Origin of the sequence: Paenibacillus sp. V4I3 (assembly GCF_030817215.1) — a bacterium.
In the GTDB taxonomy this organism is placed as follows: domain Bacteria; phylum Bacillota; class Bacilli; order Paenibacillales; family NBRC-103111; genus Paenibacillus_E.
This window is the reverse complement of record NZ_JAUSZA010000001.1, coordinates 7080061-7098100: the sequence shown is the minus strand read 5'-3', so window position 1 is coordinate 7098100 and position 18040 is coordinate 7080061. Positions and strand designations below refer to the sequence as shown.

Genomic DNA, 18040 nt, shown 5'->3' with positions numbered 1-18040 from the left:
ATTTTGAAGGATAATGGTAAACTATGTCGAAATTATTAAAAAACGTAAAGTGAACCCTTTACATTCTAGTTCAAAAGTATGGTATTTGTAGGAAGTAGAAACTAATGGCGGTGAACAAAATGAAAGAGAAACTTCAAAGTATTTTAGACAAAGCAGTTCAAGCAATTCGTAATGTTCCATGGGGGCGTATAGTAGGCGTGGCCAGCAAGAAATCTAAGCAAATGGGTTCGACCGCTTTTAAAGAAATGAAGCAAGTCAAGGTAGAAAACCCAGTAAAATCGGTAGGCATGAAGCTGTTTTTAATGTTTTTTGTAAGTATTCTTTTTTTCGTCCTCACTGTGGGTCTGATTTCTTACACGGTATCGAAAAATGTGATTAAGAACAAAGTGTCTGAATCCAGTCTTCAAACCGTAACACAGGCCGGACAAAAACTAGATTTCCTTTATCAAACTTTTGATGAAGTATCTCTACAAATTATGCTTAACAAGGATCTGCAGGATTTGCTTGCGTCAATCCCCACATTAGATCCATCCTCTTATGAAGCTCTTGATGTTACTCGCCAATTGACAGACAAATTGAATGTCGTGACTTTCTCGAACAAAGCAATTAAAACGCTTCATCTTTACAGACCGGATGGTAAACTGATTGTCATTACAGGTTCGGGTGGTACATCATTTAGCGAAAATTCAAGCGAGAATGATTGGTTTAAGAAGACAGTTGAGAACGGTGGAAAAGTGGCTTGGTTAGATAGTAAAGTCAAAGGGTATTCCAGCGGCTCGTCCAATACATTTGCCATTGGTCGAGTGATGAGAAATACACTTACGAATACCACATCAGCCATTCTGCTGATAGAGCTTAATACAGATTTACTCACTAAAGAGATTACTGGGATGTCATTAGGTGATGATAGTAAGGTTGTCATTACGAATACAGAGAACAAATACATAGCTAATAAAGAAATCTCGGAATTAGAAAAAGATTCTGCCGTCAAATTGACGAAAGAACAATTAGAAGAAGAACACGGTTCTTTTATAACGAGCGATGATCATTTGGTAGCCTATTATAAGTCGTCCATATCCGGTTGGAATCTCGTTGGTGATATACCTGTTAGCGCCCTTGTGAAGGATGCTAAGAAAATCTTTAATTATACGCTTCTAATTGCCTTGTTCGCGGCTATTGCTGCCGTACTAATCGGATTATTCGTAGCTAGAATGATCGGACGTCCCCTGATTAATCTACGTAATTTGATGCAGCAAGGTGCTAAAGGGAAACTTACCGTGCGTGCGAACTACAAAACGCAAGATGAAATAGGACAGCTAGGCGCCAGCTTTGATGTGATGATGCAGCAGATTACAACCTTGGTACAACAAACAAGCACTTCTGCTCAAGCCGTTTTTGAAACAGCACAAGAGTTAACGAATTCCTCGAAGGTAACGGCAACAGCTGCAAGAGAAATTGCTGTGGCGACGGATGAGATTTCCAATGGTGCCGGAGGATTGGCGACGGAGTCTGAGAGAGGCAATGAGTTGACTTATCATATTGGCGAGCAAATGAAGCAGGTAATTGTAGCCAACCTCGAGATGGGGACGGCTGCTGCGGATGTTCAAAGTTCCAGTGAACAAGGTACGAAGTATATGACTGAACTTATTTCGAAAACGAACCTGACAGAGGAAATGATCCGCTCGATGGTTGATAAAGTCGATAATTTGAAAGACAGTACCCGTTCTATCCGTAAGATCCTGGATGTTCTTAATAATATGACGAAGCAAACGAACATTTTGTCTTTGAATGCGACAATTGAAGCCGCACGTGCTGGCGCAGCCGGCAAAGGCTTTATGGTGGTTGCAGATGAGATTCGTAAACTAGCGGATCAATCCAGACAATCCATTGATGTTGTAGGTCAAATTACAGAAACCATTACGAAAGAAATCGATGAGACGGTGAAAGTGCTTTCGACGGCAACACCAATTTTCCAAGAACAAATATTAGCTGTTAAAGAAGCCGACACCATCTTCAAACAAGTAACGAATCATATGGGTGGATTCATTACACAGCTAAGCACGGTAAGTGATTCGATCTCTACACTGGAGCAATCACAAGTTGTACTTTCCGATGCAATGACGAATGTCAGCGCGGTAGCTGAGGAATCCCTAGCTACATCGGAGGAAGTTGCTTCGTTGAGCTCAGAACAGCTTAGCATTAGCGATGGTTTAGTTAAACTGTCGGACAAGCTGGATCAGCTGTCCAAATCGCTTAACGACACTTTATCCAAATTCGAAGTTTAGTATCATAGAATACGCTGTCCACTCTCCATTTTGGAGGGTGGATTTTTTTGTTTTATTGAGCTTTAACGTGATCTGAAAGTTTGTACAAGATCAGGAATGACGATACTGAAAGCAACAGCAGTCATTGTTAGTTAAAAGGAGTCAGTAGTCATGAGGATTAAACAATTATCGTCTTTTGAAAAACGTCGAATCTTTCTTGTTCTCCTCACGATCTTACTTTTGTTTATAGGGATCGTTGGTAAGCTTTTTTGGATACAAATTGCGACAACGGAAAGCTACTCATCACGAGGAGTTAATTTGGTCAAAAATTCAGTCGTACAGAGGCAGCGTGCCCTTGTGCTGGAAAGCGGACGTGGGGAAATCTTAGATCGTGATCTAAAGCCGATGACGGGAAAAATCATTAAAGCCTTAGTAGCATTTCCGATTAATAGCGAATACCAAGGTGAGCCTCAACAAGTGAATCAGTTGGCTCGCATTTTGTTGACGAATAAAGATCAGTGGCTTGCTTTCTATCGGGATTTGAAAGAGCCGCAAGTTTGGCGCACTGCTGAGGGTGGGAAACCGGTAATGTTAAGCGATCAACAGGAGGAGCAAATTAATGCCCTCGGTTTACCCTTTTTGAAAGTTGTGAAGATGGAGGATCGCTATCCGTCAGGCATGACAGCGCGTCAATTGATCGGGTTTATTGGGCAAAATCCGGATAGAGTGATGAGTATCTATGGTGCTGATTTAGAGAAAGGAAAGGTTACGCTAACTTCGAGAATTGGAGGTGCTGGACTGGAGAAAACCTTCGATCTGTGGCTTCGGGGTGTTGGTGAGACGTCAATCTCTTATTTTACAGACGCAGGAAAAAGACCGTTAGCTGGCTTAGATGCCCGAATGATTGCACCAGACAATACCTTCTATCCAGTCAAACTAGTGACGACTCTGGATTTAAGCGTGCAGCAGCGAATTGAAATCCTTATGGATAAGCTAAATATTCGCGAAGGTGCGGCTGTTGTTCAGGAAGTGGCACAAGGCGATATCGTTGCGATGGCGAGCAGACCCAACTTTGATCAGACAGAAGTCGATCTAGCTAGTAATAACTGGAGCAATTATGCGCTCAAGGCGACGGCGCCTGGCTCGATTTTCAAAACAATCGTAGCTGCAGCCGCATTGGATAAAGGGATCGTTGATCCCAAAGAAACTTTCAATTGTGAAGGTGCCCTTGGGAAATATGGCTTTACGTGCTGGAGAAGAGATGGACACGGGCCATTAACTTTAGAACAGGGCTATGCGCAATCCTGTAATATTGTGTTTGCCAGAGTAATGCAGCGGTTGACACCTGCTGAGTTGGAAAGCTATGCACATAAGCTTGGTGTATTGGATGAAGTGGGTTGGAGGGGGAAGACGGACAGTGAGCAAATGCTCCGTCAACTGGATGCAGAAGAGACCGGACAGCTATTTGGAGCCCATACCCCGCATAATGATGAAGGAGTGCTTATGCAAACGGCCATTGGTCAAAGAGATGTCAGGATGACCCCTTTGCAGGCGTCTAATATGATTGTTACCTTGCTGCATAATGGAAAGGGTTATTCACCAAGAGTTGTTCAAGAAATTCGGTATCAGACGGATCGTGTGATGGAGAAGTTTCCTGTTCAATTATTAGATTCTGAGGCGGGGAGGGTTTCTGCGGCGACCAGTCACACATTAGTAAACTGGATGAGAGAAGTGGTAACCGATGGAACGGGACAAGGCTTAAAGGATGCCAAGTGGAAGCTGGCTGGGAAATCCGGTACGGCACAAATCGAGACCGGTAAGCAAGAAAAGGTGAATCAGTGGTTTATTGGTTATGGACCTGTTGATTCACCGAAATATGCCGTTTCTGTTGTTATTAAGAACATGGATCCAACCGAGAGCAATAAGTCCATTCCGTTGTTCAAAGGGATTATGGATATTTTAGCAAGTGATTCAGACGGTAGGTAATGAAATCGTGAAGCAAGTTCCCTGGTCTGGCTGGCTTGTTACTTCAATGAGTCCGCCAAATGTTTTGATGATTCTATAGGAGACCATCATGCCAAGACCGGTGCCTTTATTTTTCGTAGAGTAAAAGGGTGTTCCGAGACGGTTAACCTGCTCTGGAGTCATGCCAATACCGTTATCTTTAATTTGTAAAATAACCTTAGCGCTTTTCTTGAAGCCAGTTATTTGCAGAGTGCCTCCGCTGGGCATAGCCTCGATGCCGTTTTTCGTTAAATTAACTAAGCATTGAATCATTTTCTCGCTGTTGGCTTTTACCAGAAGAGAAGACTCCATATCGATAAGAATTTCTACACCGCGCATTGACGCATAAGGATTTATGAGATTGCTTAATTTGAGAGATAAGGTGGACACATCCACCTCTTCAAGCTTCTCGGCTTGCGGTTTTGCGAAGGATAAGTAATCCGTAATAATGCTTTGTGCTCGGTCGATTTCTTCAATAACCATGGTCGTATAGATGCGTTTCTTCTCTTCTGTCACTTCAGACTGGCTAAGTATTTGCATAAAGCCGCGGGCAACTGTCATTGGGTTGCGAATTTCATGGGCGACAGAAGCAGCTAATTCGCTTAGTACATTAAGCTTCTCTGAACGCTGGACTTCTTGGCGCATCGCTACATTTTCACTGATACGAACAATTAAATAGGTTAACATCCACATTGTCAGCATTTGAACCATACAGAACAATAAGCCATATAGTAGTAAGCTTCTATCCACGGGGACATTCGAAACAATGCGATAAAGCATCGTCATACAGAAGGTTGCTAGAGCGCTAATAAAAGCCAGAAGACTTGGAAACATCACTTTGGGGGTTAGGTGCTTCCAATTGCTAAGCGCAATGAAAGCCAAGATGAAGGGCACAAGTAGAGCGGACAAGGTAACAATCCATAAAAAATCGGAACCGTCGACATAGTAGCTATACGCTAGAATAATTGCGGAGACTACAAGTCCTGAACGTATGCCGCTATAAAGGAAAGCAATCAGTAAAGGGATCGTGCGCAGATCAAAATTGTTGCCTGTTGTCGTGAAAAAGGGATGAGACATGCTGAATATGGCTGCTAGTGAACAAATGAGCCCAATAAATGCTTGGTTTGAAACATTAAAGCGGAAGGGACCGGGTCGATCCAGCACTAAAATATGACAAAGCAAGATGGGGAGTGTTAAAGCTAATATATTGAGTAGTAAGTCGTCAATTACATTCAAGGATCTCGCCTACTTAATTAAAAATTTGGGTTTATTTTTATTTCGACAGAAAACTTGAAATTCCTTTGATTTCTTTCCAAAATTTTGATGTTTTTTGACAAGTTCTGACGGAAACTTACTGCATATCCATTTTTCAGGCGAAATACTCCTCTCCTGTGCATGCTCTTTATTGCAGCTTAGGCTTGTATCGCTTACAATTCTGTACATGGATACAAATCGTAGGCCCAGGAGATTAAGCAAATGACGACTTTAGAACTACCCTCTTCAATGGTCATTCATGATCGATCCGGTGAAACCGCAATGCAACCGATCTTATATGCTTTTGCTCTGGAAGAGCTTTTATGCCGAGCAATAGGTAAAGCAGCACCACCGATTCTGCACATATGGAGGCATCCACGAGCCTTTGTGATGGGACTCAGAGATAGTCGCCTCCCCAAAGCGGCCGAAGCTAACGAATGGTTGCTAAGTCAAGGCTATGATACGGCTGTAAGAAACTCTGGAGGTGCAGCGGTACCTCTCGATTTGGGTGTCGTAAATGTATCCCTGTTGTTACCAAAAAGCGCGGGTGACATGGAGCATCGCAAGGATTTCGATCTAATGGTAGCCTTGATAAGAGATGTTATGAGCACAATTACTAACCGTATCGATCAGGGTGAGGTGATGGGTTCATTTTGTCCAGGGGAATTCGATTTAAGTGTCGGTGGGCGTAAGTTTTGCGGCATTGCACAGCGAAGACAACAGCTTGCCTTATCGGTTCAAGCGTTCATTATCGTGGAAGGTCTAGGTGAAGCAAAAGCATCTTTGGCCAGAGGCTTTTACGAGCGCGCGGCGGGTTCAGCATCGCCAAACGACTATCCGTTAGTGGCGCCAGGGAGTATGGCGAGTTTATCGGAATGCTTACATATTGAGTTAAGTGCGAAGCGTTTCACAGACAGTTTCGTTCAGGTGATGGCCGCCAAAGGTGTGAAAGTGCAGAGTCCCAGGAATATCCCAGGCTATCCGAGTGAAGAAGAGATACAGGGTATGATGGAGCTTTTGAAGCAGCGTTATGCGATTAAACAATGAATAAAAGCGGCCCAACTTCGCGTCAGAAGACGGAAAGTGGACCGCTTTTCTCATCGTCATCATGCTAGAAAATAATGCAGAGCCGCGTCCAATTCTCCTTGCCAAAATCCCCATAAATGTTTCCCGGGCTTCTCGATATAGTGAAGGGTAACATTCTTATTTTCCATCTCAGCTTTGGCCAGTCGGTTTTCTCTTACGAAATCAAAAGTCCCTCGTTCCGTTTTTACATCCGTTTCATCCAAGCCAATTAACATATACAGCTCCAGCCACGACAAGTCGTCCTCCGCTTTGATACGTTCTCTGGTAATGTCGAAAAATGCGCCCGATAAGGATATAACACGGCAAAAAAGGCTAGGATAATCTAAGGCGAGATGCAAGGACACGGTCCCACCAAGGGAATCACCCGCCACAATGCGTTCGTTCCGTTCGGATCGAATCGGATATCGGCTTTCTACATAAGGGAGGAGTTCCTCTGCAAAGAAACGGCAGTACGTATCATGGCGTTCACCCTCAGGCGCATATTCCGAAGTGCGGTTACTGTTATTCACATCGACACCGACAACAATGGCGGGCTCTAAGCCTTCATCCAGAATACAGCGAGTGATCGTCGTCGCAATTCGGCCGAAATTAAAGAATTGTTCACCATCTTGGCAATAAATGACCGGATAGGAGAGCAGTTCATTGTAACCGGGAGGGAGATAAATTCGCAGGGAGCGATTTTCTCCGAGAAGGACAGAGGTGAGTTCATCTTTCACAATCGTTCTTTTATAAAAGCGAGAGTCATCCGACATGGTTGTGCTCCTTTAACTTTCTCTTTAGACCTAATTTGGTGTAGCAAGTGTAAGCTTGTCGTTTAGAGGGTAATGTGTATTATAGCAGTTGTGAATTTTGTGTTAACTGTATTATATATTTTCGGTAACTGTACTATTCACTCTGGCGAAAAAAGGTCATATAACACAGGGATGCTGGTGTACAATTCACAAAAACAGGTTTATAATAATACTATAACAGAAGTGAAGCTAGCAGGCATCAAAATCATATAAGAGGTGAAATGGTATGAGTAAGCCACTTGTCAGCCAAGCGAATTATGAAGTGACCACAGAGAAGGTTGAGCCTTTACAGGTTCTAGCTCCAGACGGCACAATTGTTAATTCCGACAAAATGCCTAAACTTAGTGACGACCAATTAAAAGAATTAATGAGAAGAATGGTATTCACCCGCGTATGGGACGAAAGAGCAGTTAATCTCGGTCGCCAAGGACGTCTTGGTTTCTATGCTCCGGTATCCGGACAAGAAGCTTCGATGATCGGTAGTGAATTTGCATTAAATAAAGACGATTTCATTTGCCCGGGTTACCGCGATATGCCGCAGCTCGTTTGGCACGGACTTCCGCTCTATCAAGCATTTTTGTATTCCCGTGGTCATCAGCATGGCGGACAAATTCCGCAGGATGTACACGTACTTATGCCGCAAATCATCATCGGGGCTCAAATTTTACATGCTACCGGTGTGGCTATGGCATTCAAGAAACGCAACCAACCGCGTGTAGCGATTACGTACACAGGCGACGGAGGAAGCTCTGAGGGCGATTTCTACGAAGGCATGAACTTTGCAGGAGCATTCAAGCTGCCTGTCATTTATTTTGTACAAAACAACGGTTACGCAATTACGACTCCTTATTCGAAGCAAACTGGTGCACTTTCTGTTGCGCATAAAGCACTTGCTGCAGGTATCAAGGGTGTGCAAGTTGATGGAATGGACGTATTAGCTGTTGTTCAAGCTGTTACCGAAGCTGCTGAAAGAGGACGCAGAGGCGAAGGCGCTACGTTGATTGAAGCATTAACCTATCGTTACCGTCCGCATTCCTTGGCGGATGATACGACGAAATATCGGACCAAAGATGAAGAGAGCGACTGGGAGCCTAAGGATCCGCTTACGCGTATGCGTCTGTTCTTGACTAAAAAAGGTCTTTGGAGTGAAGAAGAAGAAGCTCAAGTGAAAGAAGAAGCGAAAGCAACTGTTGCTGAGCATATCAAAAAAGCGGAAGAAACAGAGAAAATGACGGTTCCAGGCCTAATTGACTCTATGTTCGAAGTAACACCGGCACATCTCGAAGAACAGAAGCAAGCGTTTAAATAAATTAGGCTTAAGCTTACGAAGCAAGTTTTCTCACGAAAACAATTAGGAGGCACGGAGAAGTCATGGCACAAATGACGATGATTCAAGCGATAAAAGACGCAATGCGCGTTGAACTGGAAAGAGATCCTAATGTAATTTTGTTCGGCGAAGACGTTGGCCATGTTGGTGGCGTATTCCGTGCTACGGAAGGTTTACAAAAAGAATTCGGCGAAGATCGCGTATTTGATACGCCTCTTGCTGAATCTGCAATTGGCGGACTTGCTGTTGGTCTTGGTATTCAAGGCTTTCGTCCGATCGCTGAAATTCAATTCGTAGGCTTTATTTATGAAGCGCTTGACCAAATTTGCGTGCAAGCAGCTCGTATGCGTTACCGTTCCGGCGGCCGTTACAACTCACCAATCGTATTCCGTACACCATTTGGCGGCGGTGTAAAAGCAGCTGAGCTTCACACGGATGCCCTCGAAGGTTTACTTGTTCAAACGCCAGGTATTAAAGTTGTTGTTCCTTCCAACCCTTATGATGCGAAGGGACTGCTCATTTCCGCGATTCGCGATAATGACCCTGTCTTCTTCATGGAGCATCTGAACTTATACCGCGCATTCCGTGCAGAAGTACCGGAAGGCGAATACACCATTGAGCTTGGTAAAGCGAACGTTGTTCGCGAAGGCTCCGATGTGACGATTATTACTTACGGGGCTATGGTTCACACATCCGTGAAAGCCGCTGAAGAGATCGAGAAAACACAAGGCGTGAAAGTTGAAGTTATTGATCTTCGTACTTTAATTCCGCTTGATATCGAAACTATTGTAACTTCAATTAAGAAAACAAACCGTGCGATTATCGTACAAGAAGCGCAAAAAACATCCGGTGTAGCCGCAGAAGTAATAGCACAGATTAATGAAAAAGCGATTCTGCATCTGGAAGCTCCTGTTTTGCGTATTGCTCCGCCAGATACAATCTATCCGTTCGCACAAATCGAAGACGCTTGGTTGCCTAGTCCAGCAAGTGTCATTGCAGGCATTAATCAAGTACTCGAATTCTAATCACAGTCGAAGGTAATAGGAGGTTGTGCACGTGGCTTTGTTTGAATACAAGTTCCCAGAGCTTGGTGAAGGCATTCATGAAGGCGAGATCGTAAAGCTGTTGGTTAAAGCGGGTGACACCGTGACAGACGAAACGATTCTTATGGAAGTACAGAACGATAAAGCGGTCGTTGAAGTTCCTTGTCCAGTTGAAGGTAAGGTTGTTGCTGTTGCCGTTAAAGAAGGACAAGTTTGTAATATTGGCGAGCTTGTTATGACGATTGAAGTGACAGGCGAGCTGCCTGCTGAATCGATGCATCACAAGACCGACAGCCAAGCTGCGCCTGCAGCTGCCGCGGCCCCAGCGGCGGCAGCACCGGTACCTACAGCAGCGCCTGCCGCGTCATCAGTTCCTGTAGCAGCCGCGCCAAGCGCTGGCGCGGGCCGCGAAGTGCTTGCGACGCCTAGCGTACGGAAGCTGGCAAGAGAGCAAGGCATCACACTCGCAGAGGTGACGCCTACAGGTAAGCACGGCCGCGTAACACGCGAGGACGTGCTCGGCTTTAACGGAGCGGGCGCTGCCGCGGCTCCGGAAGCAGCAGAACCAGCTACAGATGCAGCAGCTGGTGCAGCAGCACCTGCGGCTGCTGCGCAGCAGGTTGTCATGGGCGATCGCGTTGAGGAGCGGGTTCCGTTCAAAGGAATCCGTAAAATTATCGCGAACGCTATGGTGAAATCCGTGTACACGGCTCCGCACGTGACACTGATGGACGAAATCGACGTATCGGCACTAGTCGCACTGCGTGAGCGCACGAAGCCACTCGCCGAGAAAAAAGGCGTGAAGCTGACTTACCTGCCATTCATCGTGAAAGCATTGGTTGCGGCTTGCCGTCAATTCCCAGCGTTGAATGCGATGATCGACGAAGAGAAACAAGAAATCGTCTACAAAAAGTACTACAACATCGGGATTGCAACAGATACAGACAACGGATTGCTCGTTCCTGTTATCCATGATGCAGACCGCAAAAACATATGGTCGATCGCTTCTTCGATTAAAGATCTTGCCGTTCGCGGACGCGAAGGCAAATTGGCTCCGAACGAAATGAAAGGCGGCACGATCTCCATTACGAACATTGGTTCCGTAGGCGGTATGTTCTTCACACCGGTTATCAACTTCCCTGAAGTTGCAATCCTAGGTGCAGGCCGTATCACAGAAAAACCAGTTGTGAAAAACGGACAAATCGTTGCAGCATCGGTTATGGCGCTTTCCTTGAGCTTCGACCACCGTATCGTGGATGGAGCGACAGCACAAAGCTTCCTGAACTACATCAAACAGCTTCTGGCTGATCCAGAGCTTCTCGTCTTGGAGGTGTAACAGCATGGTAGTAGGAGATGCTTCTTTAGATATTGATTTGTTGGTCATTGGTGCAGGTCCCGGCGGTTACGTAGCTGCCATCCGTGCTGCTCAGCTTGGGCAAAGCGTTCTGATTGTTGATAAAGCGGAATGGGGCGGCGTGTGCTTAAACCGCGGCTGTATCCCATCCAAAGCTTTGATTTCTGCAGCTCACACGTATGAGCATGCACAGCACGCTGACAGCATGGGTATCTCTGCCCAGAACGTGAAAGTGGACTTTGCAAAAGTACAAGCATGGAAAAATAGCATTGTTGCCAAACAAACGGGCGGCGTTAGCGCGCTGCTCAAAGGCAACAAGATCCAAACGTTCCAAGGCGAAGTGATGTTCATCAATGAGCATGAAGCACGTGTGTTCAATGATGCAGAAGCTCCTCGCTACCGCTTCAAACACTGCATTATCGCGACGGGTTCCCGTCCGATCGAGCTGAAAGCATTCCCTTACGGCGGAAGAATCATTTCTTCCACGGAAGCGTTGAACTTGCCTGAAATTCCGAAAAGCATGGTCGTTATCGGCGGCGGCTACATCGGAATCGAGCTAGGTCAAACGTACGCGAAATTCGGTACAAAAGTAACTGTGCTTGAAGGCTCCGATCACGTACTTCCAGGCTTCGAGAAAGAATTGACGAAGCTTGTAGCGCGCAATCTGGAGAAAGTCGGCGTAGAGGTTCATACCGAAGCACTTGCACAATCCTGCACAAAGACAGAAAATGACGTTACTGTAACGTTCACAGTAAAAGGCGAAGAGAAGCAAGTAACAGCGGATTATGTATTAGTAACCGTTGGTCGTCGTCCCAACACAGATGGCGAGCTTGGTCTTGATCTCATCAACTTGAAACTGACAGACCGCGGTTTGATCGAAGTGGATAACCAAGGTAGAACGAGCATTCCGCATATTTTCGCGATTGGTGATGTTGTACCTGGTCTTTCATTGGCACACAAAGCTTCCTATGAAGCTAAAGTGGCTGCTGAAGCGATCGCGGGTCACTCCAGCATCGTAGATTACAAAGCAATGCCTGCTGTTGTATTCTCTGATCCGGAAATTGCTGGAGTAGGTCTAAGTGAAACAGAAGCCAAAGCACAAGGCATCAATGTAACGATTGGTAAATTCCCTTATGCCGCTAACGGTCGCGCTAATTCTTTGAATGCTGGCCAAGGCTTTGTGAAGCTAGTCGGCGACAAAGAAACAGGCCAATTGCTTGGTGGTCAAATCGTAGGTCCAGAAGCATCCAACTTGATTGGGGAGCTTGCTCTTGCGGTTGAGATGGGCGCTAACTTGGAGGACATCGCACTTACCATTCATGCTCATCCAACATTGACAGAAATGATCATGGATGCCGCAGAAGGTGCGCTTGGTCACCCGATTCACCAACTTGGTAAATAAGTAGCTTTATTCCTTTAGTTTCCCTTACCTTTAGATAAAAAGTCCCGAGAGTTTGGCATTAGCCGCTCTACGGGACTCTTTTTCCACATAAGAAAGTATAAGTTTTCGGTTCTCGAAAAAAAGCTTTCTTATTGGCGATAAAACCTACCTCTAAACGCGGTCGCTCATCTTTGAATGACCTCGATAGGGGTTTTCTCATTTTTATTCTTTGAATCTGGGATTATTGATACCCTGCAGGCGGAAACGCATAGCTGACCACGTCTCATCAATGGACACCAGACTCACGCCTTCAAACTGCAAATCGGTGACCGTTTGCCAGCCAGAGTCGCGATTAATGATCTAACCATTTCTTCGAGCAAAATCTACCATGTAATCGGCTAAAGCCTGACAGGCTTCTAATGGAACTGCATTGTATGCTGACGCACGCAGACCGCCTACGCTTCGATGGCCGGCCAAACCTTCAAAGCCGTTAGCCTCTGATTCTTTGATAAACTGACGCTCGATTTCTTCATTGGCCATACGCCAAGTGATATTCATATGCGAGCGATCGCTAACTTCGATGATTCCCTTGTAAAATCCGCCGCTATTATCAATAACATCATAAATTAGGCCAGACTTTATGCGATTAAGTTGTTCTAATTGCTCTACGCCGCCTTTGTTCACTGCCCATTTTAGCACTAAATTCATCATGTAAATAGCGTGAACAGGCGGCGTATTGAACAGTGACTTGTTTTTGGCGAATGTTTCATAGCGCATGATCTCAGGGATCTTCTTGGATGCTTTCTCCAGCCAGTCTTCGCGGATGATGGCAACTGTGACACCTGCTGGTCCCAGATTTTTCTGAGCGCCGGCATAAATCATCGAAAACCTCTCTAGATCCAGCTTTCTGCTTAGGATTTCACTCGTTAAATCGGCAACTAGGGGCGTGCTTCCTACCTCTGGAATGCCATTGTAACGTGAGCCTTCAATCGTATTGTTCATGGTGATGTGAATGTATGCCGGATCAGGTGCTAGTTGGTTTGCAGATAACACAGGGATACTGCGCCAGTGCTGATCTTTGGAGCTTGCCGCGACATGTGTGCGCCCAACATAAGAAGCTTCTTTATAAGCTTTTTCCGAAAAGCTCCCCGTCAATGCATAGTTGGCCGTCTGATTCGTATTTAAAAAGTTTAATGGAAGGAGAGCGAACTGTGTACTTGCCCCTCCACCCATAAAAAGCACCTCATACCCGCTAGGCAGGCTAAGCAAGTTCAGAAGAAGCTGCTGGGTTTCTTGATTCAGATCCTCAACCGTGTGACTTCGATGAGACATTTCAAGCAGTGAAATACCTGTCCCTTGATAATCCACAAATTGCTCTTGTGCCTCATCAAGTACCTCCAAAGGCAGTGCAGCGGGTCCTGGGTTAAAATTGTACCGTCGTTTCGTCATTTTAGTTACCTCCCGAATGTAAGTGGTTAAACGAACAAAATTACCCCACAAAGTGATGTGTACCCTTCGAAGTTTATTCCTTCCGCTTCGAGCGAGGCTCGATCGGCGTCTAAACCTTCCAATAAAAGCGGTCATTCATCCTAGAATTACATCGAAAGAGGTTTAGACATTACTTTGCGGGGGCCCCGAAAATAACAAAAAACGCCCTCATCCGATTGGGACGAGGAGCGTTTGCTCGCGGTGCCACCCAATTTAAGAAACATTCTGGTGAATGCTTCTCCACTTGGTTCCGCGGTAACGGGCGGTGCCGGTTAACTTAGAATGACTGACTTTGCTGAGCGCAAAGGGTTGTTCTTGGCGAAAACGCCTCCGAGTTGGAATCTCATCATAGGCACGGTCAGGTATGTATATTGAGTAGAAGTATAAGCCTATTCGCAGAAAAGGTCAATCCTTTTGGAGAGTTTCCTTACGTTCCGTTTTTCATGCAGGGGTTGAAGTTCATACTATTGTCCTGTACTCTTGTCATTGAAGAGAATTCATTGGATAAAGATAATGACATAAACGGAAGGAGTGAGGTTATGTCCAATTTACGAAATCGCCTACAGAACTATTTACTTGGAACAAGCCTTCAGAAAAAGCTCATTATCCTATTCCTTCCGTTGGCTATAATCCCCTTATCCATTCTTGGAACCTTCTCCTATTACAAATCGTCACAGGTCGTACAAACGCAAGTGAGCAAGACGATTCTTGAAAGCTTGTCTCAGGTGAATTACAGCTTGAATTATTTCGTTAAAGATATCGAACAGTTGACCATGTACATTTATAGTAACAGAGAAATACAAGATGTACTGTCTAAAGATCAGGGCAGAACGTTAGCGGAGAAGCAGCAGGATGAGAAAAGGGTCAATGATATTCTCGATACTTTCCTGGGATTCAAAAACTGGAATATCGCCATTTACCTGCTTGGGGAGAATGGGGATCGTTATTTTACAGGGAACCTTCTTCCTAATCAGTACGACGATTATAACTTGAATTGGGGATTGTTTCGTAAAATGCGGATAGCAGGCGGCAATATCATCTGGGATACGCATTACAGCATGAAGAAGACAGAGGATTTTGGCATTGTTTTAAGCAGTGGCAGGCTGCTGAAGAAGATTGAAACGAACAAACCGCTTGGTTTCATGATTGTGGATATTACGGAAAACGCTTTGGCTGACAAGTATAACAAGGCCCATTTACTGCCTGGTGGACAAATGCTGCTGTTGGATCGCAATGGGTATGTTATTTCGAGTACGCCATCCAAGCATATCGTAGGCACGAAGTTAAACGAACCTTATTTAGATAAAGTATTATCAGGTAGCAAAGGGTTTTTCGAACCAGCCAGCAAAGATTCTGCGCCTGTTATGGTCGTTTACGATACTTCTGAGATTACGGGATTCAAGCTGGTTAGTATTGTGCCGGTTGCTGTTTTGACAAAGGAGAGCAGCAGCATCCGTAATTTGATGTTATTTATTATGATCTTGTTCGGTGTTGTGTCCTGCTGGGTCGCCTATGTGTTATCGGTGACGATTACGAATCCGCTGCGGAAGCTGAAATCACTGATGTATCTGGTAGAAAACGGCAACATGGACGTAGCATTTTCTTCCAAATATAGGGATGAAGTCGGGCAGCTAGGTCTCAGTTTTAATAAAATGGTACAGCGGATCAAGCAGTTGATTGATGAAGTTTACAAGAAGCAGTTAATGTTGAAAGAGGCGGAGATTAAGGCGATTCATGCCCAATTCAACCCACATTTCCTCTATAATGCACTAGATTCGATCAATTGGATGGCACGTATTAATAAAATGACGGATATTAGTCAAACGGTTATTTCGCTCGGAGAGCTGCTGCGGTTTAGTATCCGCAAAGGACAACCCTTCATCAAAGTGAAGGAAGACATGCATCAAATCCGCAATTTTCTATTCATTCAACAGATGCGTTATGGGGATAAGTTGGAAGTCGAGATTCATATCGATGAAGAAATCGAATCCTTATACACGCTTAAGCTGTTGATTCAGCCGATCGTGGAAAATGCTATCACACATGGATTAGAGATCAAACCGGGAAAAGGGCTGCTTTCCATTAGGGGATGTCGGGCCCAGGAATGTGTACGCTTCGAAATCCGAGACAACGGTGTAGGCATGACATCAGATATGGTGGAGCGTATCCTTAGCGGTAAATACGTATCGGATAGTGAGCAGAATACGGGTATTGGACTGGAAAACTCGATCAAACGGCTTCAGCTATACTTCGGCTCGAACTATCGCTTTGAAATCGAGAGTGAGATCATGCAAGGAACGACTATTCTTATCGAAATTCCCATTATGCGCTCAGGAGAGGATCATCGTGTATAAACTATTCATAGTGGAGGATGAGTGGCTCGTCTTGCAGGGGCTGAAACTGACAATTCCTTGGGAAGAAATGCGCTGCACCGTGATAGGCGAAGCAAGAGATGGACAAGCAGGTTTAGAAGGAATTATAGCTAACCCGCCAGACATCCTACTGACGGATATTCGGATGCCTGCGATGGACGGTATTCAGCTTGCTGAGAAAGTGGCGGAGCTGCTGCCACAAGTGAAAATAGTATTTCTTACCGGTTTCGATGATTTTATATATGCCCAGAAGGCAGTTAAGCTAGGGGCTGCTGATTTTGTGCTGAAGCCTACCAATCCAGATGAGCTTATCCAAGTTATTGGACGTATTATATCAAAGCTTGATGAGGAACGCCGATTGCAGTCACAGCAGGAGCGATTGAAGCTTAAGTATGGATGGGAGCAGCCGCTGATTGAAGAAAAGGTTCTCTATGATCTTATGCTGGATTATGCGGGGACGCTTGAAAAAGAATGGTTTGTAGAGTTTGGCACGGGGATAGAAAACACAGAAGGCGGAGTTGTTATCCCTCCATATCGCGTTTTATTGCTGCAAATGGACGGTCTTAAGGACATGGGGGCGGATAGCAGCCAGTTTCGGGATCGGATCAAGGAACGAATCAAAGAGCTGTCCACCCTTACTTTAGTACGAATAAACGAGACGCGATATGCGCTTTTGGCCAATCGTCAAGTCGAACGAGGCGATCTGGCGATCTTTTTTGATAACCTAATGCTGTTATTATCTTCCTTTGCGCAAAGATGCGTTCTAACGGTCAGCCATTCGTTTTCAACGATCGATTTGATTCCGGCTGCCTATATTCAAGCCACGCGTGCCTTGTATCAAACTGTCTTTTTAGGTGGCGAGCAAATGATTTGGTTTGAAGATATCGAACGGCAGCAAGAAACGGTAAGTGTAAATCATACCGTGCTGAGGGAACTAATCGAATTGGTCAAATGGGGAGGTCCTTCGTCCATCGAAGCCCAAACTCGGTTGTGGTATTCACATCTCATACACCTCCATGCAGATGGACTTACGGCAAGAAGAAGCTTTTTCGAATTTATCGTTACGTTAAATTCCCTCCTGCTGCGAGATAACGAATTGCATAACATCGTCATCGATAGCGGGTTTCTCCTAACTTCAGCTGAACGAGTGGATGACTCGCTTGAACAATGGCTGATTCGCTTGAACGATACGTTATTTGAGTGGAATCGGCAATATGCGGAGCAGTCCGATCCTCAAAAGAAGAGCGGGTTCGAGGAGATCGAGCTGTTTATCCGAGAGCATTACGCTGAGGATATCTCACTTCAAGGTATCGCGGAGCGCTATCATATGAGTGAAAGCTACTTCAGTAGACTGTTTAAAAAGCAGGTTGGAACCAGCTTTCTCGAATACATGACTTTGATTCGCGTACGACAAGCAAAGGAGCTTCTGACGAATCCCCGTCTTAAAATTTATGAGGTCTCCGTACAAGTCGGTTACCAGGATCCGCGATATTTCAGCCAACTATTTCGCAAATATACGGGGGAAACTCCTACAGAGTTTCGCAAACGGCTCGGGATTGAGAGCCTTCCGCTATAGGCATAATATTGAATTCTCCACTTCATGACTTGGTGGAGTTTTTATTTTGAGCAAAAATTTCAACAAATACGAAAATTCGTCACATTGAGAGTGCTTTCAT

General features: G+C 45.1%; 12 protein-coding genes. 9 read left to right on the top strand and 3 right to left on the bottom strand.

The features are described from left to right. Window positions 1-104: 104 nt before the first annotated feature. Window positions 105-2285, top strand: a complete 2181-nt coding sequence (locus QFZ77_RS32480; RefSeq protein WP_307446438.1) for a methyl-accepting chemotaxis protein — start codon at window positions 105-107, stop codon at window positions 2283-2285. Between the two features lie 150 nt (window positions 2286-2435). After that, window positions 2436-4250 (top strand): peptidoglycan D,D-transpeptidase FtsI family protein, encoded by a 1815-nt coding sequence (locus QFZ77_RS32475; protein ID WP_307446435.1) that lies wholly within the window; start codon window positions 2436-2438, stop codon window positions 4248-4250. On the opposite strand, the gene QFZ77_RS32470 is transcribed toward QFZ77_RS32475, so the two are convergent. Further along, a complete protein-coding gene (locus tag QFZ77_RS32470) occupies window positions 4236-5504 on the bottom strand; it encodes an ATP-binding protein (RefSeq protein ID WP_307446432.1) in 1269 nt (422 codons plus the stop codon). The two genes, QFZ77_RS32475 and QFZ77_RS32470, sit on opposite strands and share 15 nt — an antisense overlap. A 240-nt stretch (window positions 5505-5744) precedes the next feature. Between QFZ77_RS32470 and QFZ77_RS32465 the strand changes: the two genes are divergently transcribed. Then, window positions 5745-6569 (top strand): lipoate--protein ligase family protein, encoded by an 825-nt coding sequence (locus QFZ77_RS32465; protein ID WP_307446429.1) that lies wholly within the window; start codon window positions 5745-5747, stop codon window positions 6567-6569. Between the two features lie 59 nt (window positions 6570-6628). Here the strand turns inward: QFZ77_RS32465 and QFZ77_RS32460 are convergent, their stop codons facing one another. Then, a complete protein-coding gene (locus QFZ77_RS32460) occupies window positions 6629-7360 on the bottom strand; it encodes an alpha/beta hydrolase (protein ID WP_307446427.1) in 732 nt (243 codons plus the stop codon). Window positions 7361-7625: 265 nt separating this feature from the next. Between QFZ77_RS32460 and pdhA the strand changes: the two genes are divergently transcribed. From pdhA to lpdA, 4 genes are all read left to right on the top strand, one after another. After that, window positions 7626-8708 (top strand): pyruvate dehydrogenase (acetyl-transferring) E1 component subunit alpha, encoded by a 1083-nt coding sequence (gene pdhA, locus QFZ77_RS32455; RefSeq protein WP_057306093.1) that lies wholly within the window; start codon window positions 7626-7628, stop codon window positions 8706-8708. A gap of 62 nt (window positions 8709-8770) precedes the next feature. Then, on the top strand, window positions 8771-9751 hold the full coding sequence (locus tag QFZ77_RS32450; protein ID WP_171644669.1) for an alpha-ketoacid dehydrogenase subunit beta: 981 nt from the start codon (window positions 8771-8773) through the stop codon (window positions 9749-9751). Window positions 9752-9782: 31 nt separating this feature from the next. Beyond that, complete coding sequence (locus QFZ77_RS32445) at window positions 9783-11105, top strand: dihydrolipoamide acetyltransferase family protein (protein WP_307446422.1); 1323 nt, start codon at window positions 9783-9785, stop codon at window positions 11103-11105. A gap of 4 nt (window positions 11106-11109) precedes the next feature. After that, entirely contained in the window at window positions 11110-12525 is a 1416-nt protein-coding gene (lpdA, locus tag QFZ77_RS32440) for a dihydrolipoyl dehydrogenase (protein ID WP_307446420.1), read from the top strand. A gap of 339 nt (window positions 12526-12864) precedes the next feature. Here the strand turns inward: lpdA and serC are convergent, their stop codons facing one another. Beyond that, window positions 12865-13953, bottom strand: a complete 1089-nt coding sequence (serC, locus tag QFZ77_RS32435; RefSeq protein WP_307446417.1) for a 3-phosphoserine/phosphohydroxythreonine transaminase — start codon at window positions 13951-13953, stop codon at window positions 12865-12867. A 578-nt stretch (window positions 13954-14531) separates the two neighbouring features. Between serC and QFZ77_RS32430 the strand changes: the two genes are divergently transcribed. Beyond that, the gene (locus QFZ77_RS32430; protein WP_307446414.1) at window positions 14532-16346 is read left to right on the top strand and encodes a sensor histidine kinase; all 1815 of its coding nucleotides are present in this window, start codon (window positions 14532-14534) and stop codon (window positions 16344-16346) included. Next, window positions 16339-17940: a response regulator gene (locus QFZ77_RS32425; RefSeq protein WP_307446411.1), complete on the top strand. Its 1602-nt coding sequence runs from the start codon at window positions 16339-16341 to the stop codon at window positions 17938-17940. Before QFZ77_RS32430 ends, QFZ77_RS32425 begins: the two co-directional genes overlap by 8 nt. Window positions 17941-18040: the final 100 nt, after the last annotated feature.